Here is a 23,609-nt window from a genome sequence, read left to right on the forward strand (position 1 = left end):
GGAATATTTGATGGAAATACAAAAGCTGGAGTATGAATAAAATTATATGAAAATTGAAGACTACATAGCTAATTTTCAAATACCTAAGTACCTCTATTATATGGATAGTGCGGCAACAAGTCTTATTCCTGAGCTTTAATAACTGCAATGAACGAGTATGACGAAAATACCACGCGTGGAAAGAGTAAGAAATAAGTAATCGCAATCTTTCCAAAGGATAAGGAATGAGTAATTTACTGCAGGATGATTCCTAATGTCGAGTCAAACACAAAATGTCGTATAAAATCGATTGTAATTATTCGGGGCCATTGAATCCTTGATAATTGACTCGACACTAGTTACAATAATTTGATATAAATCTCTGGCACAAGTTGTCAGTATGCGGATAAATCGTGTTTTAAAACGTTTTTGAGGAATTCTATGAACAACCCATTAAAAACAATAAGAGAAACAAAACCACTCATACATCATATAACGAACTGGGTAACTATATACGACTGTGCAAACATGACAAGAGCTTTTGGTGCGCTGCCTGTAATGGCACATGCCCCTGAAGAATGTGCTGAAATGACAGGGATTTCATCGGCTCTTGTGCTTAACATCGGAACTCTTACTTCCAAAATAATCGACTCCATGCTTCTCTCTGCTGCCGCTGCAAACGATAAGAAAATTCCGGTCGTGCTTGATGCCGTCGGGGTTGGAGCTACAAAATTTAGGGACGAAATGGCTGCAAAAATCCTTGGCTCTGTCCGTATCGATATTATAAAAGGCAATTACTCGGAAATTGCAAAACTGGCAGGTGAAAGCGCTGAAACTAAAGGGGTTGAGGCAACTTCAATTAAGGCGGACCCTGTAAAGATTGCGAAGCAATTTGCAAAATTAAGCTCTTCCGTTGTTGTGATGACAGGAAAAGAAGACATTATAAGTAACGGAGATAAGGTTTTTATCGTTAAGAACGGACATGAACTTATGGGGTCAATTGTCGGAACAGGATGCATGGCTGCATCTGTAATAGGTTTGTTTGCTGCAGTTAACCCGGATTACTGTGAAGCGTCCAGAGAAGCATTGTGTTATTTTGGAGTCGCAGGGGAACTTGCAGCCAGTAAGTCAAACGGGCCAGGAAGTTTCAAGGTTAACCTGTATGATGAAGTGTTCAACCTGTCGGATGAGAAAGTAAAAAGTATGATGAATTTTGAAGAACATTAAGTTCTGAATAAAAATGGAAAACATTAAGTTCTGAAGAAAAACGGAAAACAATAAGTTCCGAGGATAAAGAGAAAAAAGTAAATTCAGAAGAAAAAGAGAATAATCGTAAGTTCGGAAGAAAAAGGTAAATTAAGTAAAAAGAACCATAAGTTCAGAAAAATGAGATTATAAAGAGCGTTTTTAAAAAACGTGCGTATCGGATGGATTAATTATCATGAACCAGAAAGGCTTCAGCTGGAAAAGTTCCCTTTTAAAAGAAATCGATTTCTACCTCGTGACAGATTCCGGACTTTCAAAGAAAGGGACTTTATCCAATGTCAAGGACGCAGTCAATTCAGGCTGCAGGATTGTTCAGTACCGGGAAAAGGATAAAAGCACGAAAGAAATGGTCGAAGAGGCTTCAGAAATTAAGAGAATCTGCAGCGGCAGGGCAATCTTTCTGGTAAACGACAGGATCGATGTTGCTTTAGCAGTTGACGCGGATGGAGTCCATATCGGCCAGGACGATATGCCTGTTGAAACGGCAAGAAAGCTCCTTGGTGAGGATAAGATAATCGGCCTTAGCGTAAATGACAGGGAAGAAGCAATCCTGGCGGAAAAATTAGGGGCTGACTATGTGGGTCTTGGCCCAATATTCGATACTGCTACAAAAAAAGATGCAGGAGAAGGAATTGGTTCACTTAAAATTCGAGAAGTTAAAGATGCAATAAAACTTCCTGTAGTTGCTATTGGTGGAATAAACAAGGATAACTGCGAGAGTGTTATTCAAAACGGAGCTGACAGCCTGGTCTCAATTTCTGCAGTTGTGTGCAGTGATGATGTAAAAAGAGAAACTAAATACTTTATTGATATGATTCGGAGAAACAAAAAAGCATAAGAAGGAGTAAAAGGACTTATTCTCTACTTTTCTCCACCTTATGCCTGCATTTTTTGAAGAAACTCCCATTTTAGAGCCTTTCAGAAGTCAGTAATGCATGTTAAAAGTTACAATAAATCTACAATATCAGAGTAGTAGGTCTACAATATCAGAGTGGTCTACAATAATAAGAGTATCCGTACCGGTTTTTCTATTGTATATTGTAAAATTTATCCAGTAAGCAACCACTTTTCGAATAGGTTCTTAGCTTGTTACGTTCATTTCGCCCAGGTAAGGCCCATGCCAGGTGTGCACTCAAATATGGCCACTAAAAGCATTAACGCTCAGCATGCCCTTGGTATCATTTCGCCCGAAATCGAAAGTATAATAGCCGGGCATTGCGTGTGATTCCTGTATTTGCGCTTCAGGTAGGTAGCCAGTCAGGAAATTCTCTGCCAGTTTCTGTGCTCCGGCCAGGTCATAACCAGTGTCTCCTGTCGGAGTTCTTCCCACACCAAAGCGTGTGTTCCACATCATATTTGGCCCCGGCTCAGGATAGGTAGCTCCGGAATAGCGATCCACCAGTATTTCTGCTATGCTCTGTCCACTGGATAACCCATCATTCCAGGTCCTATCCCCTGTCCAGGTCCATAGCTGCGATTGTATCCTTGATTGCCCATCGTTCCAGGCCCCATCTATCCTTCAATGGGCTGTACCAATGCAATTATTATTCCTATACATACCAGCAACATCACGGACTTTATTGCTCCATATTTGGTCACTTTATCCCCACTATATACTTAATTTGGCAAGCTAAAACTTGCTACGAAACATATTATACAAAATATTTTATAAAAATTTATTATACTAACAATTCTTCTGAATTCTTTTCGCGTAAATAAATGAACAATTTTACAACCTGAACTTGGTAATATTAATTACTACAGTTTACTTAAAAAAGTGCATCTCATCGAAATAAGATCGTTTGGAAAATAAGTAACGCAAAAAGTCAATAGATGCAGGATAAAAATTTGAATTCTCTAATAAAACAGAAGAATGAGGCCTATTTATTCACTTTACACTGTATACTTCCGTCAAACCAGAATCACAAAACCAGTTGTAATTTCAAAAGGATTTTGTAGAAAAACTATCTAAATCAGCTTTAAGGTTCAGCTTTAAGGTTCAGCTTTAAGGTTTAGCTTTAAGGTTCAGCTTTAAGGTAGAGCTGATCCCAAAACTCAAAATTGCTTCTCTGAATCCTGTATTCCGAACAATCAATCAAGTTTCTGATCATGAAAACAATCCTGAAAATTCTTGATGATTAAGAACGAAATGACTTTTGGGATAGGCTCTTAGTGAGTAAGAGCTGCTCCTAAAGAGTACAGCTACCCTGAATGTTATTCATGAACATACGAACAACACAATAACGGCTAATAGACCTTTTTTATTGAAAACAAATTTTTAGAAGAAATGAATTTGTCATCAACAGACATAAAACCTGAGGAATTTGACTTTCTTGTGAAAAAAGCTCTGGAACTGGAAGCAATTGACGCAAAGATAATTCCCACTTACAATGTCTTTGTAGAGAAAAGAGTGGTTTTAAAATGTAGGGGCTGTATAGGATACGGAAAAAAGTTGACATGCCCGCCGCATGTTCCGACTGTTGACGAGGTTAGGGAAATCCTTAAAGAATACAGCTACGCAATGCTTGTCAAATTCAGGTCGCCTGCAATCGCAGATGAAGAAATTGCCAAAGCACCATACAAAACCTGGCTTGACCCAGCAGAACCCGAGGAAACAAGGAAAAAAGCCGCAAAGTTCTGGAAAGAATATTTTGACTACAGCAAGAAAACGGCTTCCACAATGCTGGAGCTCGAAAAGGTAGCTTTTAATGAAGGCTTCAAATTCGCAGTCGCATTTGTGAACGGGTCGTGCAGGCTATGTGAGAAATGTAATGTGGAAAAGGGAATCTGTATCCATTCAAAATGGCAAGAATTCCGGAACACGCTGTCGGGATCAATATGAAGAAAACGGCTGCGGAATCAGGTATGCCCCTGGAATTCCCTATAAAAGGGCAGCCTGAACCAATGTCTATTCTATTGATTGACTGACGGTATCAATTATAATTGAACGCTATTTTGAAAATTGTAACGTATTTAATTGGGTATTAACGAATTAAAGTCATAGATGATTGCAAATTTTACTAATAAGGATCTAAAAGCCTCTTCTGAAGCTATATCTCGAAATATTAATTTATTCTATTAAGTGGAGATTTTAAATGAACATTATTATTCGATATACTAATATTTTTTCTTTAAAGTTTACAGGCTTCATCATAAGATTTATTGTGATTCTCATTCTTAGCACAGTTTGAACAACAGTTTTCATATGACTGCTTACGGCAGACTCTTCCAATTTTACTTCTTTCTTTTTTCACCTATTTCCTTTCTCTCGCGGTTAGTTCTTTCCTTTTTCCACTAGCTCACCTACTTTCATGATTATTTGTGATTTTCTTTTGAAGATTTAGTACCAAAATCTAGTGATGAATGTAAAGTTCAAAATCACTATATTTTGTAATTGGTCACAATCCTTGTGATACAATTTAAGAATTGAAGTCTTAAGATGTCGAATATCGATTTTGATGAATACCGAATTCTTCTTATTAATTCAGATTTTCAATCAAGAAATACAAAGATCACTGGATTTTGGAACAAAGTCTTTTGAAGATTCAATTATATATCTCGCAGTCTCTGTATAACTTTGTTTATATTATTAATTCTTAAACAGCCTTAACTAACTATTAAAGTGGCCAGGTAACGAAGACTTTACAAAACCTGGTTAAATTAAGGACTTCGTGCAACTTCTGTACAGCTAGGAGTTTCATTTACATTATCAGAAGTTTCATTTTCAAAATAATCTGAATAATATTGACTACTGTATGAAGAAGTAGAATCATTCCCACCTATATTCTGTCCAAGAATGGCCTTGACTCTTACGTATCCCGTCTCATTAACTTTTGCAAATAATATGTTATCATACCAGCCAAAGTATTCACCAGACCACTCCGTTGGGTCATTGTTTGCATCCAACTGAACTTCAAAAGATACCGTACCTCCTCCTTTTAGGTTATCACTTATATATACGTAAGTATCATATGTTGGACTTGAGACGTACCTAGTGTATTTTCCATAAGGAACTGAAGAAGTATTAGAAGCATTTTCAACAGGGAACAATATCGGGCTTCCATTATTTATGGGATCAAAAATATCAAAATAATCTGCAATTAAACTCACACCACAATCAATATCTTCAAGCTTGGTCTCATTTGTTCTGAATCCAAGCATATAGCCTTTATTAGTTTCTGCAATGAAAGATATCCAGTCACTGCATAATTCTTTGTTATCAAAAATTTCGGTTGCATTTTCAAAATAAGGTCCTTTGTCCTCTTCTTCAGACCAATCAAAGACTTTATGTGTCCGTTTCTGGCTAAAATAAATACCTTTCTGAACAGGGGGAGTAAAAAATTTACCCTCCTTTGATGCTGGAATAGGGACCATTATCGCCGTCGTTCCATTCACTTCCCTGCCTGAAAGGCCTGTCACTTTGACATCATAATCACAGAGATATCTTTGACCGTAATCTCTCCAATCCACAGAATCCCTATAAATACCATGGACAAATATGCCCATAATCAGAAAAATAAAAAAGACAAAAATCAGCAGAATGTTTCTTTTTCTCATATTATCTCGCCTGATATCTGTATAATAAAATTAATTTTATTATACATTATAACTTTCTGGACAACTTCCATTATAACTATTATATATTTGAGTCAGAACCGGATGTAATTGGATAAAAGGTGCTTCACGTAGTTTATAAATGATTTGTCTGCGTCGCTAAACCTACTACGTTGGATATCTCTCGTCTACTTATTTATATTCAATTCACCAATGTAACGGTTTAATATCAATGATGGTTAAAAATAGAAATATTGGAAACTGATTCTTCAGCCCACAGATCAGATGTAATCCTTGGTTCAGTTTCCAATATTTGCTTTTAACTCTTTATGTATTTTGCCAGACCTGCATTATACCTTGCTGTTTCACGCAAAACTTTAGCCGTTATGTAACTGTGTAGTAGTCGTGTTGAAATTGTCTGGATGACTGTTAATTTCTCCCCACAAAGAATGATAGTAATCAAAGCTAAATTCCGCCAGGTTTTTTGTTGCTTGAGATGGGCTGCTTATAGATTTAATACAAGTTGGCTACATGCGTCTTCGGTTAAGTGAGGAATCATGACAAATTGCGTTAATTTCCTCAACATCTCTCAAATATTTCAATAAATTAAAAGCTGGAAAAGGGTATCGATTTCATGTAAATAGGCCAAAATTTAAGGCCGGTTTCTAATGCAAAATCGATAGCTTTCATGCAAGAAAATTCCTTAACCGATGACCAATGAAGTTGGCTATAAAATATATGAGTATAAAAAAGTAGTATAAAATACTGAAAAATGAAAATATCGAGTTTCAGCGTTCTTCATCTCTCAGGATAACAACGTTCCCACGTCCCCGCTTGAACTTCTCAATCAGTTCTCTTCTTTCCAGGTCCGCAAGCATGAGGCTAACCTTTCCTTCGGAGTATTTCAGCTTACTACGCAAGTCTTTCTGTGTAATCCTGCCTCCCTGACCTCGAATTATATCCATGACTTCCTGGAGATCCGCGGGGAGCGGGAGCTTCTTCTTGGAAGCAGTAGTTTCAGTTTCAGGACTCTCTGTGGGCTTATCATCCGCTTCGTCAGATAAAATTCCCTGTTTTTCCTTTTGAAGCTCAGATTCAACCAGTTCTTTTTCATTCTCCTTAGAGTCCACTTTAATATCTGCAGATTCCTTCTGCATTTTCTCTTCCGGAATCAATTCTTTGTGCTCCTGTAGAGATTCCGGTACCGGCTCTCTCATAGGCTCTTTTACAGGATCTGCTATTGATTCTGTTGAAGATGTAGTTTCGAGGGGCTTTACTTGAGAATCCTGCATTTGAGATTCCTGTACTTGAAAATCCTGTACCTGAGAATCCCATTTTAGCTCGGGCTCTAAGCTTTCGTGAGGAACTTCGGCCCTTTTGTCATGGACTTCTACCGAGAGTTCTGGCACCTTAGGTTTGAAAAAATCTCCTGTAGAATGACTTTTTTCGACTGCTCCTGTACCTGAGATTTGATGTCCCCTAAATGGCTGATTTTTCTCTATTTTCTTATCCTTTCTGGAGACTCGGTAGCCCGCTGCAATCAGGATAAGAAATAAAAGGGATGCTATTGGCAGGTAATTCACATTTATATAGCCAGTTATGTTTTGGTCAGCCAGATTCATGCTGCTCGAATTGCCTTTGCTTGTCGTTCGACCTGTGGATGTGTCTGTTAGCGAATTTGTTGTATTTGAAGAGGAACTTTCTGCAGTCCCATTATGGTTTTCGGAAAGTGTGTTTACTTCGGAGTCACCCATAAGTTCCTCGGAATAAACAGGAAGGAGCAGGAGATCACGTACATATTTTCCTTGATCCTTAATTTGAATAGTCTCGCTAGCTGTATATGTAACGCTACTGTTCTGATAGTAACTGGCTGTAATGTTGTAATCTCCGGGCACCAGATCAAAAGAATACAGGCCGTATTTTGCTACCATTGACTGTGAGGGAGTCGAATTTACCTCAACCACAGCATTTTCCAGAGGCTTGAAGGTATCCCAGCCATATACCGCCCCGTGGACTGTAGCCGTATTGTTTGCTGCTAAGGCAGGCCCTGCTAAAGCAAGTACGGCAGCGATACAAATAATATAGAGCCTTATATTCATTTTCGATAGACCCAGAGTTGTATATTGATTTTCGACTTTTCCAGGCATTTTTAATATTCTCCTGGAACGCTTACTGCTTCTTCACGAAATCTCTCCTGCATCCTGTTTCCGGAGAAGCTTTGTTAACGTGGTATTATTTCATGCCCTTCCTTTGCCCGACTATATCATTATCGTTATTATCAGGCACTTGCCCGACTATATCTTTATCGTTATTATCAGGCGTTTGCTCGACTATATCATTGTCATTATTATCAGGCCCATTTCCGGTATTATTATGCTTTCCGTCAGGCCCGTACTCTTGTGGATTCATTCCCTCTTCAAAGAAAGGTTTCGCCCATTCATCTTCTTTTATTGTCTTACCTGCCTCTACAATACTGTAGGTGCCGTCTCCCTGGAAAGCTACATAACCCTCGCCATCTGCAGTGAGGGTAACGTTTTCAGTGTTTAACATTACTGTCTTACGGGAACCGGAGATTTTCACATCAGCAGAATTTATATGGTAAAGGCGTACCGTATCATGCATGTCGGTATTCTCTTCAAATGTATAATTCCCGTTTATATCAATTTCGGAATTCCTGGAGAGGCCCATTATTATCATGTCTCCGTTTTCCAGGTGCATATTCAGAGTGAAACTGCCCATAAGAATAGCTTTTCCTTCTCCTGCTGAAGTAAGCCGGGATGTATTGTTGAGTTCTTCACTTCCCATTAGAGAATTAAGTTCTTCGAAAATATCTCTCAGGACATTATTAGCTTGCATCATACTCTTCTGAGACTGAATCAAATAATCTACTTCCATATTTTCGGATGAACTGTTGTTATATTGACTCAAATTTGTAATTGAGCTATTATTTTCTTCGCTTAAGGTTGCATTCGCAAGGGCTCGGTACTGCTTTGCTTCTTTTATAAGACGGTTATACTCTTCAAGCAGGGTTTCAAGTCTGCTAACATCTTTCCCTTCTGCTTTGTAGCGCTCAATACCGGCTTTAAGCTTTAATGAAATCGTTTCTGCTTTTTCGATGTTTCTGTCAAGAAGGGATGTTGCATCTCTCAGAGTAGGCATGGACTCAGGGCCTGAATTAAACTTATCTTGCGGAAACTCATGGGGGTGTTGGCCTGGTATTTCACCCACATGGTCCAGGAGCCCTACATAGGGGAAAAAAATAGTCCTAGCTAGGTCTTCTGTAGCTTTACAATTAAAGCCCTGAGCCTCCTCATCAACACAGCCTGAGATCACGATAATAGTTGCGAGTATAAGGAGTAAGGACAGAAATTTTATTTTCATACTGGGCCACGTCCTATGGAATAGAACTCATTGCTGGACTGTATCTTTTCATCGAGTTCGTATATTAATATTTGGTTATTTTTAAAAGTCTTTCTCAGAAACAATAGAATCGTTCCAAAACTCTGAAGCCTATAATTAACTTCAGGGCAATTTTAGGATTTCCGTTTTCTCCAAATTTTCCTGGCTGTCTCGCCAGGATTTCACAACAAAATAGGAGTTTCCAGGTTCTCTTTTGCGGGCAGAAAAACAATTACTTTTTTCGAGGCCTCATAAATTTTTATTTCCCTTCCTTTCTGACTCCATTTTACGTGCCTTACTCTAATCATTCCGGCTTCCAGAAGAGAGTCCAGATTATATTTGAGAGTATTCAGACGCACTCCAAGCTCATCGGCAAGGTTTCCTGCCGACATTGACTTCTTATTAAGCAGTTTAAGAATTCTGATTGAAGTTTCGCTTGAAAGAAGCCTGGCAATTTTTCTGGAATCTTCGGAAAGCTGCAAAATCAGCAATTTTTCCTCCGGGTTATCAGGCATTTTTATCCCTGCTACATTTTTTCTCGTATTTAAGTATTTTCGAAATCCTTTTAATTAATCTTTTTAATTAACCCTTTTAATTAACTTTTTAAGAAGTTTAGTCAGGAACTATCGAATTGATATTGCAGGTCTTAGTACACATAGTTTCCTCGTAATCTTCTATGCTTTTATAAATGCTTTTTTGACCGTTTTTTGATTACGGCACAAAATTGCAGCATATCTCTGGGTCTCTGGGTGGAATGTTACTAATCGATATGTTCCTGACAGAGGTGCTATATCTGGATTTAAAAATAAAAGAATACTTACTTTTTTAGGAGTATTCCTGGATTAAATTTACAATTTACACTTTAAATGAAACTATTTTGGAATTTAACCCTTTATAACCCTTAAATAGATTATTTCGAAGGTTTACCTTCCTTTAACGGTTCAAATTGATTTTTTTATTCCATCAGGCTATTTTTCAAATTAAAAACCGTTCTAGTTCCAAGATTATAATTTGCGATTGTTGTAAAGTTATATAAAGAATAAAATAAGGACACTTAGTGAATTTAATTCAGAACCAATTAAAACTGAATTTTCCAAAATAACAGGTAAATAATATTTATTCTATTAAAAAATACGGCGCCTAGAGAGCTCAATAAGTATTAGTTTTAGAATTTACACCCTTTTATGCGATTTAAGGTTTAAAAACGCTTATTTCCCAAATTAAGTTCTGTTAGTCATATTATATCTGTAAGTAATATTATATTTAATATAATATAATTTAAAATTGTCAATTGGCGGATGGTCAATCTCCGAATAGCCGGTAAGGCGATTAGATCAAAAAAGGAATTACACAATTGAGCTGAAAAAACGTAGAATGAAACTATAAGACATCTAGGTTACTTGCAACAACTTGCTTGTGCAACCTGCTTGTGCAACTTGCTTGTAATTTGCTTGTGTAACTTATTTGTTGCTTGTGTAACTTGCTTGTGTAACTTGCTTGTGTAACTTGCTTGTGTAACTTGCTTGTGTAACTTGCTTGTATAACTTGCTTATGTTTTATTTCGCTTATCAAATGTGTAAGTCCTATTTATACCTAAAAAGTGCCAGTAGTCATATAAAAGTAAACTAGGGTATTAACTGGCATAATATCGTCCTGCAACAGATATGTTGCAGGAAGTGAATTGAAAAACATACAGTTTAAAACTACATCAATTAGACATAATAACATCAATTAGACGCAGTAACATCAAGTTAGGTAAAATAACGTCTATTTGAGAAAATAAGGTAGATAAAATAAGGAGTGGACATATGGGAAAAAAGATATTTGATAGAATAAAGAAGACAATATGCATTTTGATGCTGGCCTTTTTTGTATCGTCAGTAACTATTGCATCAGTAAGCGCAGCTTCGCAAAAAACTGAGAATCAATGGGGCAATGAAAAGAAGCAGTGGGAAAATGAACAGAATAATTGGGACAAAGAGAAGAGAAACTGGGAAAGCGAAAAGAAAAACTGGGATAATGAGAAGCAGAAATGGAATAATAAGAAACATGGCGACGATTACAAAAAATGGCAAACAAAATATAAAAAATGGCAAGATATCTATAAAAAATGGCAAAATACGTATAATAAATGGCAAACAAACCATAAAAAATGGTTAAATAAATATAATCACAGGTCCCATTGAAACAGACGATGAAAACCAAATGTAAAAAATGGTTATGACTGACTCGTAAAACAATGACTGACTCGTAAAACCCTCTATTGGATTGCAAAACGGAAGATTCTTAACCATTTGTGTTAAAGGATCTTTCTTGGTCGGACTTATGCAGTTGAAAAGCAAAATAAAGCATGAGCAAGTCTATCATATATGTTATTGATTAGACAATTTGAAATTTCATGCTACTTTTTTCTCGATTCAACTGCGCAGGTCCTTATAAAATATCCTGATGACAAATGCATTTTTTCTTAAAAACGAAGTATTTAAGGGCCGAAGTATTTAAGAGTCCTAAGTATTAATCAGTAAATCCTAAGTATTAATTAGTAAATTATTTATAAGATTCTGCTGGAATATAAAGTTCAAAAAAAATTTATTCTTTACATTAAATTCCTATAATCTTTTCTGTTTCTAAAAGTAAGCTTATATTTAATCCAGTTAATTTCAGGACTGTTAACAGGCAAACAGCGTTGAGACAAAAAGAGCAGGAAAACATGGTAATTAACGGAGGTAATCTATGACAGTAAAAACATTAAAGTTAATTTCCCGTTTTGCGATAGGGCTGATTATATTGAGTATTATTCCTTCAGGGGCTTTTGCTTCAGAAAACGAAAACCTGACAAACCTGACGGATCTGATTTATGATCCAGGGTCCTGTCCTTCTTGTCCTGCAGATAATATAAGCGAAGAAAATTTCACTGAAGTTCAGGCAGACATGCTTGACTCAATCAGTAAGAGAATTGCTGAACTTCAAAATCTCTATAGTGAGGTAAGTAAGGTTTCAAATGCATCTGACCTCCAGAATGTTTTGTCTAGAAAAAGGCAGGAAAAGGAGGATTTGGAAAATGACGAAAGGAATATAGAATCTGACGAAATGCAAACGGAGCCTGAGGAAGGGCATGAGTTTTGTCATATCCTGCTTGAAAATATAACTGATGAAAATTTCACTGACGTTCAGGCTGTTATCCTGGATTCCATCCAGTACATGGCTGAGGAGTCCGAAACTGCTCAAACCAGGCTCGTGGAAGCCGGTGAGAGCGGCAAAGCTGAAGAGCTCAACGAGAAAATTACTGAGATTCGAGACCTGTATGCCGAGGTGAGCGAAGCCTCCACTGCAGCAGAACTCAAAGGGGTCCTATTAACCTATGAACAGGAAAAGGCACTTGATTCCATTGAGAAGAAAATAGAGCTTCTTAAAGCCAGAATGAACGAAAGCGAAAACGCAAATGATGAACAGCTCAATAGCAGAATTACTGAACTTACGGCCCTGATCGAAGATCTCAAAGGGGCCGAGTCGTTTGACGAACTAGAGAAAATAATGCACTCAGCTAGGGATACCACAGTGTAAAGCAGAAAACGGATGCCGAAGATTCTGTGCAACAAAAAGTCTTCGGCCCTATTAACCGTCCTGGTTGAATTCAGGATAACCAAACTGAAAATAACACAAGTGGCAGCGTTGAAATCTAACGCAAAAGTCCCAACCTATCGAAAAACTGTAACCTGCCAAAAAGAGAAATATCCTCCTGAACATGACTCTGAGAAATTAATCCTCCTGATAGAACTTCAGTATCTTTGTTTCCCTTTGTCTCAAGATCAGCCTGTTTGACCACGCCGACCACGTTGTTGCCGGGGTTTTCGGTCAAGCCTTTTTTAAAAAGGGTTGTGCTTAAGCCTTTTTTAAAAAGGCTTTTTACCATGCCGACAATCTTTTTCGGAAAAAGCGACGCGGGTTTTAGTATTTCAACTTCAACTTCATTCCGCAGAAAGGACAGAAGTTGGGGGCAGTGGTGAAATTCAGGTTTCTGGAGCAATATGGGCAGGTCAGCACGATTCCTTTTTTCTTCTCGTTAATTGCATTTTGGTGGGCTCTGGACTCCTTGGTTTCTTCAACAGAAATTGAAAGTTCAAGTTCTTTAAGAGAATTCATATTGCAGATATCGCCTGAGATATTTGAAGTTTCAGTCCGAACTTCAGAATCATCATCTGTCATGCAATTCCTAGAAACTGGCTTTGCGCCAGAGATTTCTGTCTCATCCGGAGAGGTTACTGATGAGGAATTGGATTTATTTATTTTTTCAAGAGCTTTCAATGCAGCCCTTCGCACGCAGGCATCTGTACTTTCAGTAGCTCTGACAAGTCCTGAAACTGCCTCTAAGGTACCGATTTTCTCGAGTGAGCAGATAGCGACTTTTTGCATTGAACGATCAGGTTTTTCAAGAATTTCTACCAATTTAGGAACAGCTTGCTGTGCTTTGAGGTCCCCAAGTGCAGAAGCTGCAGCTTCTCTCACTACTGCCTTAGTGTCATCAAGGGCTCTGATAAGCCCTGAAATAGCTTCAATAGTGCCTGATCTTCCAAGGCCCAAAACTGCTGATTCTCTGACCGAATTATCAGGGTCGTTAAGAGCTTTAACCAGCCCTTCTATGGCTTCAGGGGTTCTGCTTTTTCCAAGAGCACAGGTAATCGCCTTCCTTACGGAGTTTTCATATATATCAAAAGCTTTAACCAGTCCCCTGGCCGCTTCCGGAGAACCTATATCTCCCAGTGCATCTGCAGCGCGGCTTCTCAGATACCAGTCAGGGTCATCCAGGGCTCTCAAAAGCCCTGAAACTGCTTCAGGCGTTCCGATCTTCCAAAGAGCTTCAATTGAAACTTTTCTCACATCCCTGCTCGAAGCTCCGAGAGCTTTGACAAGAACAGGCACTGAAGTTGACATACTTACAATTTTACAAAGAGTTTCTGATGCAGTTTCCTGTACAGGTTGCTTTGGGTCCCTGAGGATTTCCATCAGCTCATCAAGCACATCTGACTTGCCTCTTTTTCCCAGTGTTTCGGCAGCTTGCTGCCTTGTTTTGTTATCCGAGTTTTCAATTACCTTTACCAGACAGAGAGCAGCTTCATAAGTGTCAATTTTCCCAAGAGCTATTATTGAAATCCTTCTCAGCGAATTATCTGGATAAGCTAGGGCTTTTTCAAGGCCGTAAATTGCATCTCTTGAACCTATCCTCATCAAGGATTTCACCGCTTCCTTCTGGACAAACCTGTCCCTGTCCTCGAACCCTTTCATAATGCCTGAGATAGCTTCAGGTGTGCCTATTTTTTCAAGGGAAGCAATTGCAGTCTTTTTAACCGGACTATCAGGATCATTAAGTGCATTTATAAGATCAGGGACAGCTTCCGGCGTATTGAGTTTTCCCAGGGCTTCTGCAGCAGCGGTTCTTACTTTCGGATTTGAATCATCCAGCGCTCCAATCAGTGCGGGTAACGCGTAAGGGTCCCCTAGCGTTCCAAGTTTTTCGGCAGCAATTGCCCGGTTTCCCGCAAAGACCGAGCGTTCCAATTTCTTAATAAGATTCTTTATATTATCATCCATTTTCCTTCTATCCCCCATTAGTGTAAAGCTTATCAGGACTAACTATAATATAAAAAACATTTTAAAGTATATCGTCAACAGACTAAATATATATAAAATGTATTCAGTCTTTTAATTCTAAAAGTGGCACTTTCAATTCCTGGTTTTCTAGCCTGTTGTGTATACAATTTTTACATAACTAACCCCATCTGTTTACCGACCCCATTTGTTTACTAATCCCATCTGTTTAAATGAGCTTGATAAGTTGCAAATGTCCATTCTTTACACTATTAAACTCATCCCTTAACAGTTTACGTTTTTAAATATATTACATTCAAAGATATATGAAGTTTTAGATTGTTAATATAAATAATATGTAATTTGGTTGCCTTGCATTTTTTTCAGGTTACTCTCAGGTTACAGGCTTCATTTTAAAAACCTACGTTTAGAGAAAGTGTAGATTTTGAATTGAAAAAGGAAACGTAAAATGAAAAATGAAACAAATTATAAAAAGAAAGATATATGAGAAAGTTTGCCGAGATAAATCAGTAAAACGGAGCCGTAAGCGAAGGGGGATAGTAGTGAGTTGAGAGCAGGATAAACAGGCCAGATACTGGTACTGTGATATTACCATCTATATTCTCGACTCTTTCTATAAGTGTACATACTATTCCTGCAAAGACCCCGGCAAAGCCCATTTTTGCGCCGATAATTATGCAAAGCAGGAGCATACCTACAGTACCTTCCCAGGCTTTTGCCCTTTTGTTATACTTAAGGTTCCTTATTATGTCTGTAATCCCATTCCATATGCCATGAAAAGTACTGGAACCACTCCAAGCCAGAAACTCCTGTCAATGTACCAGGTAAAAAGCACTATCAATCTCCAGCTTAATGTAAAATCAACATCATAGAGGTTTTCGGGGTCCTGGAACCAGTACATTCTCTTGTTGAATTTATGCGGCGGTAGGTTATAAGAGCAAGTCCATAAGCAGTAGCGACCGATAAAGCAGGCTCATGAGCAATAAAGGGGAGTAGCATTGCTGTCAATCAGCCAGCCAGGAAGTGAATTACTTTTCTTGAAAAATACATTGAAGAATTAATCGATCTTCCTTTTTCCAAAGCAGTTTGATATATCTTTTTTGAGAAAATCAAAATCACAAACAGGTTCCAGACTGCAATTGCCTTAAAGACAGGCAGATCTTCCAGTATAGATTTCAATGAAATTTGAAACACAGCCTCCATGATACACTCCACATCTTCTAAATATTAAATTTTTTGAATTTATTACCACCATTTCTGTTGAATAAAATTTCTCATAAAATATCTATAACTGCGAAGACTGGTTACGGAAACCTTTCTAAAAATAAAATTTCCCCATTTTTATTTTTTAACTTTTTTTAAATAAATATAGAAATACCTATATATTTTATAATCTTTGTACTGTCAATGGAGGACCTATATGAGATTCAACAAGCAGATCTTTACAATACTTATTCTATCTCTTTCACTGGCCCTTTTAGGAAGCGGATGCATCTCCGAAGGTGAAGGAGCAGAGGGCAATGCCACACAAGGAATAACCGAAAGCGAGTTTTCTAATATCAGGGAAAATCCGGTAACACCATGGAATCCTGTACCTACAGCACCTGATATTGATCCCACAGCTTATATTGACCCTCAGGCTTCAGTTATAGGAAATGTGACAATAGGTGCCAGTATTATGGTTTCCCCTATGGCATCTATTCGGAGTGATGAAGGAATGCCGATTTTCGTGGGAAGCAGGAGTAATGTCCAGGACGGAGTTGTGCTTCATGCACTTGAGACAATTGATGAGGAAGGTGAACCTGTAGAAAAGAACACTGTTGAAGTTGCCGGCGAGAAATATGCAGTTTATATAGGAGAAAATGTTTCACTTGCTCACCAGTCCCAGGTTCATGGCCCGGCTTCCGTAGGCAACGATACTTTCATTGGTATGCAAGCTTTCGTTTTTAAGTCAAAGATAGGAAACAACTGCGTACTTGAGCCTACAGCAGCAGCAATTGGTGTAACTGTTCCTGACGGAAGGTATATTCCAGCAGGTGTGGTTGTCACTTCCCAGGAAGAAGCAGATAAGCTGCCAGAAATTACTGAAGATTATGCATACAAACATACTAATGAAGCCGTAGTGTATGTAAACGTCCATCTGGCTGAGGGATACAACAAAGCCTCATAACCAGAAACTGTTTACACAGCAGGGAATTAATTTAAATAAAAAAGTCAATTGGTTGAAACCAAAAAGCTTAGTTAATCTTAAGTTTTGCCCGAGATTCCAGCCTTTATCCTTTTCGGGTAAAACTTCTATTTTACTTTCAGATTTCTTTCCTAAATTGGCGAAAATAAGGTTTATTTTCCAATTATAATATTGTCTTATCTTTTAATATATAAATACAATTATAAGCTCATATTAATCAATATAAATAATCAATTTTTTCAACAAATTAGCAATTAAATACAATTATAAGTTTATATTAATAAATATAAATAATCAATTTTTTCAACAAATTAGTAATTAATTATTTATATGGATAACACTATCTTTTTTAAGTTAACGGTGGTAATTTATGAAAATCGCATACAGGTACTTTTCTTTATTCTTAACGCTCGTACTTCTTACGTTACCTGCAGTAGCGGAACCAGGCGTCGCATCCGACTATAGTAATTTTACGGAAGATGAAACTTATACTAATAGCCCTGTAGAAAATATTACTTTTCTTACTGACAGCTCCGAATCAGAATTGTTTCCTGTATGGACTGCCGATGGAAATTCTATTCTGTATACGGTTCACAGGGACGGATCCGATAATTTAGAATCGTATAAAATGAAAGCAAACGGAAGTGAAATAGAGCGAACAGGCATTGGGGAGGGAAACCTTGCCGGCTTTAGCGATATAAATCCTAATGGAACCGAATTGCTTTCAACGAAATTAAATGGTTCCCAAACCGGCCTTTATCTTGTGAATCTAGAAAACGGAACTGTAACCCCGGTTGCGGATGATCCTGACAAATCCGAAGGTTGGGGTTCATGGTGCCGCCTTGGAAAAAAAATCGTGTATACTCAGAAGTCAGGGGATGCCCCTTCCGAGCTCTGGATAGTTAATCGGGATGGAAGCGATAAGAAAAGGCTCGGTACTTCCGAAAATGTCGGAATGGGAAAAGACTGGTGCCCTCTTGGCCTGAAAATAGTATACAGTGCTAATGATTCTAAAGAGGAACCTGATCTATGGACAATAGAATGGCATGGCACAAACCAAACTCAGCTTACCGATACTCCATACGGGGAATGGGATCCCTCTTATAGTCCAGATGGAAAAAGAATAGTATACATATCCGACGAAGGAGGAAAGCCTGAAATCTGGCTTCGTGATACCAAAGGAAGCTATAAGGTCATGCTTACAAACAATATCGGAGTAATCGACTCAAGCCCCAGATGGAGTCCTGACGGCTCAAAAATAGTTTTTACGGTACATAGGATGCAGAATATTTTGGAAAATTCTACAGTAAATGGTTCGAGTTCTGTTTTACTTAATGGTTATATCAGTAATATGATTACGGATAATTCTACGATGATGGATAATTCTACAATGGCAAATAATTCTATAATTGGTGGCTCAGATATTGCTGTTATAGAACTTGAACCTTTATTAAGCATTTTAGACTCTACTTCAGAAAATGGTTTAGATAATTTTACAATTAGTGGCTCAGATACCGTAGTTATAGATCCTGGATCTACATCTTCGGCCTCTCCTCTTTAAATAATTTCCAGATAATATTTAACAGAGGCTGAAGTCGATGATTTTAGTAAGGCTCAGAAAAAAAGAACTACTATTATTTTTAGATTGATTTCTTAAACTTTGAGCGCGATCATCGAACTCTATATCATCGAAATCCATATATCTGAACTCCACACGACTGATATCTATTATAGCATGTCTGTCATGGAAACTGAAGGATGGAAATTAAAGGCATTGGCGTCGATCCATCCTACTTTCCATTTTTGTTCTTTTATTCTTTAATTATTCATCCAGCCCTTTTCTTCCAAAAATGTAATTTGCAACCCTTATAGCATCTATTTCTCCGGTTTCCTTTTCCGGAGAGTCGCTCAGTTTTACGACAGGAATACCGTCAATGCTGTGCAGCTTTATGACCATGTTAAGAGGAGGGCTTTCTCGGAAAAAATCGGAGTTGTTGGTAAGGCTTGTGCCTATGCCGAAACTGCAGTTGATTTTACCTTCACAATATTTTTTGAGCTGGATAGCCGTATCCGCATTGAGGGCATCACTGAAAACAATTAACTTTTTCATGGGATCTATGCCCATTTTCCGGTAGTGCTCTATCACAGCATCCACAAAATCGTAAGGGTCTCCGCTGTCGTGCCTGAACCCGTCGTAAACTTTTGACAACCTCAGGTCCATATCTTTAAAAAAGGCTTTTGAGCCGAAAGTGTCCGTAAGGGCGATTCCCAGGTCCCCTTTATAAACATCTATCCAGTTTTCAAAAGCAAACCGGTTTGCATACCTTAGCCCTACAAGTGCTGAGGTACCCATAATCCATTCGTGCCCGACAGTTCCGATCGGTTTCAGGCCGTATTTTTTTGCAAAATACACATTGCTTGTTCCTGTCAGGGTTTTTATCCCTGTCAGGGTTTTCATCACATGGTCGTGGAGTTCGGAACTTCTTCGCCTGCGGGTCCCAAATTCCGAAAAAAGACAGTTGTTTTCCTCAAGGGCTTTTCCCATCTCAAGAATTTTATTTTCATAGGCAGTCAATACGGATTCGGAAGTACAACCCTTTTGGGAATCTCTATTCCACTCTTTTTCAATGGTTGTGAAATATAGTTCCGAAACCGTAGCCATAAGGACAATTTCCCAGAGAATCGTGCTGTGCCAGGGTCCTTTTATCCGAATGTCCAGATCTTTTTCTTCGGTAAGGCAGACTTTTACCTCACCTGGCTTGAAGCGGAAATTCTTAAGATATTCAAGGTACATGGGTTTCAGGTAAGGGCATTTCTCTGAAAGCCAGTTGTATTCTTCTTCTGTTAATGCTAATTTCGAGATCTCTTCGCGTATAGTCCTTTTCAGTTCTTCTACAAACTCCGTAGTAAAGCGCTGGGAACCCCGGTTAGTAAACCGGTATTCAGCCTCAGCTTTAGGAAAAAGTTCAAGCACTGCAAGTTGCATGGTGAATTTATAAAGGTCGTTATCAAGTATGGATTGTATCACAGAAGGTCTTCCTGTAGCGTTTTAAATGCTTCTAAAGCAAATATTTTTTATTTAATTACACCTTTTGCTCCAGATATATAACGGTTTTATTTTTAAAATTTCTGACACACGTGTATAACTTCTGTGGACAAAGTCAGGTTTTCTTTATTAGCTTTCAGAAAATAGAAAAGATTTTTTGAGAAAAGATTTTTTGAGAAAAGATTTTTTGAGAAAAGATTTTTTGAGATAAGGCTTTTTCGGGCTTCACGCCAAACAAATAATTACGTGAAAAGCGATACTTATTCCGGATACTAATTTAGAGAGGTATTTGGGGAGATGAAAAGAGAAGTGAAGTTCGCAACAAAATGTGTACATGCCGCAGAAAAGCCGGATCCGGTTTTTGGGGCGCATACAACTCCGATATTCCAGACTTCAACGTTCATTTTTGAGAATGCCAGGCAGGGAGCAGCGAGGTTTGCAGGAGATGAATCCGGGTACGTATATGCCAGAATTCCTCCAAATACTCCCACGCATGCGGTTCTCGCTGAAAAATTTGCTGCGCTTGAAGGTGGGGAAGCGGGGCAGACCTTTGCCTCTGGAATGGCAGCGATCACTGCAATTGCGTTAACTGCCCTGAAGCAGGGAGACCACCTTATCTCAACGGATGTGGTATACGGCTGCACCTACAGCCTCTTTTCTCAGGTTTTGCCAGGGCTTGGAATAGAGGTCAGTTTCATCGACACTTCTAAAACCGAAAATGTAAAGCGAGTTTTCAAACCCGAAACAAAAATGGTTTTTCTTGAGAGTCCTGCCAATCCTACGCTTACCGTGTGTGATATTACCGAAATAGCCAGGATAACCGGAGAAAACGGGGCCCTCTGCGTTGTGGACAACACTTTTGCAACGCCTTATTTCCAGAGACCTCTTGAGCTTGGGGCGGACCTTTCCCTAAGTAGCTGTACAAAATATATAGGCGGCCACGCAGATCTCCTTGGCGGAATCGTTGCAGGAAATAGGGATTTTATAGACCGAATGTCCACAATTGTCGGATATACGGGAGGCATTATGGGTCCTCATGAAGCCTGGCTCTGCATAAGAGGGCTTAAAACCCTGCATATCCGGATGGAAAAGCACGCTGAAAATTCAATGAAGGTTGCGGAATTTCTTGAATCCCGACCCGAGGTAGATTGGGTCAGGTATCCAGGACTTCCAGGGCATCCTCAGCACGAACTTGCACGCAAGCAAATGAGTGGGTTCAGCGGGATGCTCTCTTTTGAGGTAAAGGGCGGAATTGAAGCCGGGAGGAAGCTCATGGACAATGTAAAGCTCTGTTCTCTTGCTGTGAGCCTCGGAGCTACGGATACCCTTATTCAGCACCCTGCATCGATGACTCATGCATGTGTTCCTCATGAAGTAAGAAAGAGTGTAGGCATAACTGACGGGCTTGTCAGGCTCTCGGTAGGGATTGAAGATTACGAAGACATAATTGAAGACCTCAAACAGGCCCTTAAGGCAATTTAAGCCAGCTCTTGAAGCAATTTAAGTCTTCCAGACCTAAATGTGTTACCTGTTTAATGGCCGAGCTGTGGTTACTTATTTCATGACCTAATCACTGTTACTTATTTCATTTTCAAACTCAGATAAGGTATATGTGCTGTAGAAATAATCATTCATTTGTGAAATTAAGTACTCAAAATTGTACCTGTAATATCAATTTTGAAATATCTGGAAAGTTAAATCCGGAAAATTAAGTCTGGAAAGTTAAATCCAAAAAATTAAGTCTGGAAAATTTAAAAGTAAGGTTAAAGCCGTAAAGTTAAAACTCGGGGGGAGTTTCATATGAAGGCACTCATATTCGGAGCCGATGGTTTTGAAGATCTTGAACTTTTCTATCCTTACCACCGCTTGAAAGAAGAGAGGATTACAACACATATAGCTTCAATGAAGAAGGGGCTAATAAAAGGAAAGCATGGTTATGAGGTCAATGTAGACATTGCTTTTAAAGACATAAACCCTGAAGATTATGGTATTCTTGTAATATCCGGAGGAAAAGGCCCCGAAAAAATGAGGCTTGACGAGAATGCACTTGAGATTACAAGACACTTTTTCAAAGAAAACAAACCGGTTGCTGCAATTTGCCATGGTCCACAGGTTCTCGTCTCTGCAGGCGTTATAAAAGGCAAGAAAGCAACCTGCTGGCTAGGGATAAGGGATGACATCATAGCCGCAGGAGCACTTTACGAAGATACAGAAGTTGTAATTGACGGAAATTTTGTATCTTCAAGAAGCCCTGCTGACCTTCACGCCTTTGGAAGAGAAATGATTAAGCTACTAAAGTAAACAGTTTTTGTTTCTTCCTTATCCTTTAATCATTTATGATACAGTTTTTGTTTCCTCTTTCTCCTTTAACTATTTATTTTTTTGTCTGTAGCTTTTTTAGCTCCGTTTTAGTTTTTCCTTCTCGAATTTATGCTTCTTCCACCCCGTCACTAATTATCACTAACTAATAGACATATCAATAGACATTTTTCGGAATGAATGAAAATTTGATCGCAATTATCAAACTATTTCCTCTGAAAAAATACGTTGTCAATATAAATTTTTTGTATTTTATACATGTGCCAAAGGCTTATGAGGGTTTCTACAAATTAAGGTCTCATTTTCAATTAGGCCATCAATGTCTGTTACCAACCCTTTTTATATTTCTTTGGAAGTTTCTGCTCCTTATTATTAGCTTTTCTTTCACGCGTCGATCTCTTAGCTTTTTTTGATTCAGATGTTTCATGCTTCAAAATATTTGAGCCTTGATTTTTTCTGGTTTTAGTATCTTCAAAAGAAGACGGCTTAGTATCTTCTTCCTCTTTTTTAACAAGCTTTTTCATGCTATCTAGCATTTTCTTAAAAGGATTTTTTCTTTTTTCGGGATTATTGTGCGAACTATTAGGGTTATTATCAGCCATAAATTATCAACCATAAAACTGCATACTTTTTTATTATCTTATTATTTTCGTAAGCAACATTAGGATTAGCAGGTAAATGCTAACAACAATGAATATGAATTGTTGCAAAGATATTTTAGAGAATTACTGCATCGTGCATTAATTTATTTATATACTTAACTACATATGTAGTAGTGTGAAACAGTATAAAACTATTCGACTCTCAAAAAGTGTATTTTCAGACCTGAAAGCCTTGCAAAAAGATGGTGAATCGATTCCAGATACCGTCAGAAGAATACATAATGATTACTTGGATTGTATTGAAGAAATTCAGTACAGATATTCAAGAGATCTGATGAATGACGGGTCATTTACTCAGTATATTTCTATCACTGCGAGTGATAACAGTAGGTACGGTCCACGATATAATGAATATTTCATGAAGATCGGAGACGATATGAATGACATCGTTAGGCTTCCAAAAGACGTTCTTGATGAAATTAGATGGATGCCGCAACACCCCGATGAGATATTCAATACTACCATGTTCACTTTGATATCTATTGAAAAGGCTTTGATGGAATGGAATAGAGAAGATAAAAAATAAAACTGATGTGTCTCTCTTTGAGCTCATCCCAAAACTCAAAATTATTTCTCTTGACCTCAATAA

21 protein-coding genes are annotated in these 23,609 nt (G+C 38.2%); 10 read left to right on the forward strand and 11 right to left on the reverse strand.

Annotation, left to right across the window (positions count from 1 at the left end; translation table 11 throughout):
* The first annotated feature begins 420 nt into the window (after positions 1-420).
* Both thiM and thiE read left to right on the forward strand, forming a co-directional pair.
* On the forward strand, positions 421-1,206 hold the full coding sequence (thiM, locus tag MSBRM_RS06260; protein WP_048118801.1) for a hydroxyethylthiazole kinase: 786 nt from the start codon (positions 421-423) through the stop codon (positions 1,204-1,206).
* 214 nt (positions 1,207-1,420) lie between these two features.
* A complete protein-coding gene (gene thiE, locus MSBRM_RS06265; protein WP_048155067.1) occupies positions 1,421-2,083 on the forward strand; it encodes a thiamine phosphate synthase in 663 nt (220 codons plus the stop codon).
* Positions 2,084-2,377: 294 nt separating this feature from the next.
* Here thiE and MSBRM_RS21100 read toward each other — a convergent pair whose 3' ends face one another.
* Positions 2,378-2,644, reverse strand: coding sequence for a hypothetical protein (locus MSBRM_RS21100; RefSeq protein WP_054864487.1), 267 nt, complete (start codon positions 2,642-2,644; stop codon positions 2,378-2,380).
* Positions 2,645-3,538: 894 nt separating this feature from the next.
* Here MSBRM_RS21100 and MSBRM_RS06275 point away from each other — a divergent pair.
* The gene (locus MSBRM_RS06275; RefSeq protein ID WP_218104523.1) at positions 3,539-4,087 is read left to right on the forward strand and encodes a DUF2284 domain-containing protein; all 549 of its coding nucleotides are present in this window, start codon (positions 3,539-3,541) and stop codon (positions 4,085-4,087) included.
* 818 nt (positions 4,088-4,905) lie between these two features.
* On the opposite strand, the gene MSBRM_RS06280 is transcribed toward MSBRM_RS06275, so the two are convergent.
* The 4 genes from MSBRM_RS06280 to MSBRM_RS06295 all read right to left on the reverse strand — a co-directional run bounded on the left by MSBRM_RS06280 (position 4,906) and on the right by MSBRM_RS06295 (position 9,713).
* Entirely contained in the window at positions 4,906-5,802 is an 897-nt protein-coding gene (locus MSBRM_RS06280) for a hypothetical protein (protein ID WP_141706327.1), read from the reverse strand.
* A 785-nt stretch (positions 5,803-6,587) separates the two neighbouring features.
* Positions 6,588-7,946 (reverse strand): helix-turn-helix transcriptional regulator, encoded by a 1,359-nt coding sequence (locus MSBRM_RS06285; RefSeq protein WP_052712725.1) that lies wholly within the window; start codon positions 7,944-7,946, stop codon positions 6,588-6,590.
* Between the two features lie 85 nt (positions 7,947-8,031).
* Positions 8,032-9,180: a hypothetical protein gene (locus MSBRM_RS06290; RefSeq protein ID WP_052712726.1), complete on the reverse strand. Its 1,149-nt coding sequence runs from the start codon at positions 9,178-9,180 to the stop codon at positions 8,032-8,034.
* Positions 9,181-9,380: 200 nt separating this feature from the next.
* Positions 9,381-9,713, reverse strand: coding sequence for an ArsR/SmtB family transcription factor (locus MSBRM_RS06295; RefSeq protein WP_048118798.1), 333 nt, complete (start codon positions 9,711-9,713; stop codon positions 9,381-9,383).
* Positions 9,714-11,006: 1,293 nt separating this feature from the next.
* Here MSBRM_RS06295 and MSBRM_RS06300 point away from each other — a divergent pair.
* Complete coding sequence (locus MSBRM_RS06300) at positions 11,007-11,384, forward strand: hypothetical protein (protein ID WP_048118797.1); 378 nt, start codon at positions 11,007-11,009, stop codon at positions 11,382-11,384.
* Positions 11,385-11,931: 547 nt separating this feature from the next.
* A complete protein-coding gene (locus tag MSBRM_RS06305) occupies positions 11,932-12,762 on the forward strand; it encodes a hypothetical protein (RefSeq protein WP_048118795.1) in 831 nt (276 codons plus the stop codon).
* Positions 12,763-12,877: 115 nt separating this feature from the next.
* Here the strand turns inward: MSBRM_RS06305 and MSBRM_RS06310 are convergent, their stop codons facing one another.
* The 4 genes from MSBRM_RS06310 to MSBRM_RS21110 form a co-directional block, all read right to left on the reverse strand.
* Positions 12,878-13,111, reverse strand: a complete 234-nt coding sequence (locus MSBRM_RS06310) for a hypothetical protein (RefSeq protein WP_048118785.1) — start codon at positions 13,109-13,111, stop codon at positions 12,878-12,880.
* Positions 13,112-13,146: 35 nt separating this feature from the next.
* Positions 13,147-14,787, reverse strand: coding sequence for a HEAT repeat domain-containing protein (locus MSBRM_RS06315; protein WP_048118781.1), 1,641 nt, complete (start codon positions 14,785-14,787; stop codon positions 13,147-13,149).
* A 524-nt stretch (positions 14,788-15,311) separates the two neighbouring features.
* Positions 15,312-15,497: a hypothetical protein gene (locus tag MSBRM_RS21105; protein ID WP_230629226.1), complete on the reverse strand. Its 186-nt coding sequence runs from the start codon at positions 15,495-15,497 to the stop codon at positions 15,312-15,314.
* Positions 15,498-15,550: 53 nt separating this feature from the next.
* Positions 15,551-15,706 carry a hypothetical protein gene (locus MSBRM_RS21110; RefSeq protein ID WP_230629225.1) on the reverse strand — a complete coding sequence of 52 codons (156 nt, stop codon included), beginning with the start codon at positions 15,704-15,706 and terminating at the stop codon, positions 15,551-15,553.
* Between the two features lie 519 nt (positions 15,707-16,225).
* Here MSBRM_RS21110 and MSBRM_RS06325 point away from each other — a divergent pair.
* The gene (locus MSBRM_RS06325) at positions 16,226-16,975 is read left to right on the forward strand and encodes a carbonic anhydrase (RefSeq protein ID WP_048155070.1); all 750 of its coding nucleotides are present in this window, start codon (positions 16,226-16,228) and stop codon (positions 16,973-16,975) included.
* Between the two features lie 388 nt (positions 16,976-17,363).
* Positions 17,364-18,554: a TolB family protein gene (locus tag MSBRM_RS06330; RefSeq protein ID WP_048118778.1), complete on the forward strand. Its 1,191-nt coding sequence runs from the start codon at positions 17,364-17,366 to the stop codon at positions 18,552-18,554.
* A 261-nt stretch (positions 18,555-18,815) separates the two neighbouring features.
* Here MSBRM_RS06330 and pncB read toward each other — a convergent pair whose 3' ends face one another.
* Positions 18,816-20,021, reverse strand: coding sequence for a nicotinate phosphoribosyltransferase (gene pncB / locus MSBRM_RS06335; RefSeq protein WP_048118776.1), 1,206 nt, complete (start codon positions 20,019-20,021; stop codon positions 18,816-18,818).
* A gap of 315 nt (positions 20,022-20,336) precedes the next feature.
* Between pncB and MSBRM_RS06340 the strand changes: the two genes are divergently transcribed.
* Both MSBRM_RS06340 and MSBRM_RS06345 read left to right on the forward strand, forming a co-directional pair.
* Positions 20,337-21,521, forward strand: a complete 1,185-nt coding sequence (locus tag MSBRM_RS06340; protein ID WP_048155073.1) for a trans-sulfuration enzyme family protein — start codon at positions 20,337-20,339, stop codon at positions 21,519-21,521.
* Positions 21,522-21,839: 318 nt separating this feature from the next.
* Positions 21,840-22,340, forward strand: a complete 501-nt coding sequence (locus MSBRM_RS06345; protein WP_048118770.1) for a type 1 glutamine amidotransferase domain-containing protein — start codon at positions 21,840-21,842, stop codon at positions 22,338-22,340.
* A 344-nt stretch (positions 22,341-22,684) separates the two neighbouring features.
* Here the strand turns inward: MSBRM_RS06345 and MSBRM_RS06350 are convergent, their stop codons facing one another.
* Complete coding sequence (locus MSBRM_RS06350) at positions 22,685-22,960, reverse strand: hypothetical protein (RefSeq protein ID WP_048118767.1); 276 nt, start codon at positions 22,958-22,960, stop codon at positions 22,685-22,687.
* A 175-nt stretch (positions 22,961-23,135) separates the two neighbouring features.
* Here MSBRM_RS06350 and MSBRM_RS06355 point away from each other — a divergent pair, with 175 nt between their 5' ends.
* Positions 23,136-23,546: a hypothetical protein gene (locus MSBRM_RS06355; RefSeq protein WP_048118766.1), complete on the forward strand. Its 411-nt coding sequence runs from the start codon at positions 23,136-23,138 to the stop codon at positions 23,544-23,546.
* Positions 23,547-23,609 lie beyond the last annotated feature (63 nt).

Source organism: Methanosarcina barkeri MS, assembly GCF_000970025.1.
Lineage (GTDB): Archaea > Halobacteriota > Methanosarcinia > Methanosarcinales > Methanosarcinaceae > Methanosarcina > Methanosarcina barkeri.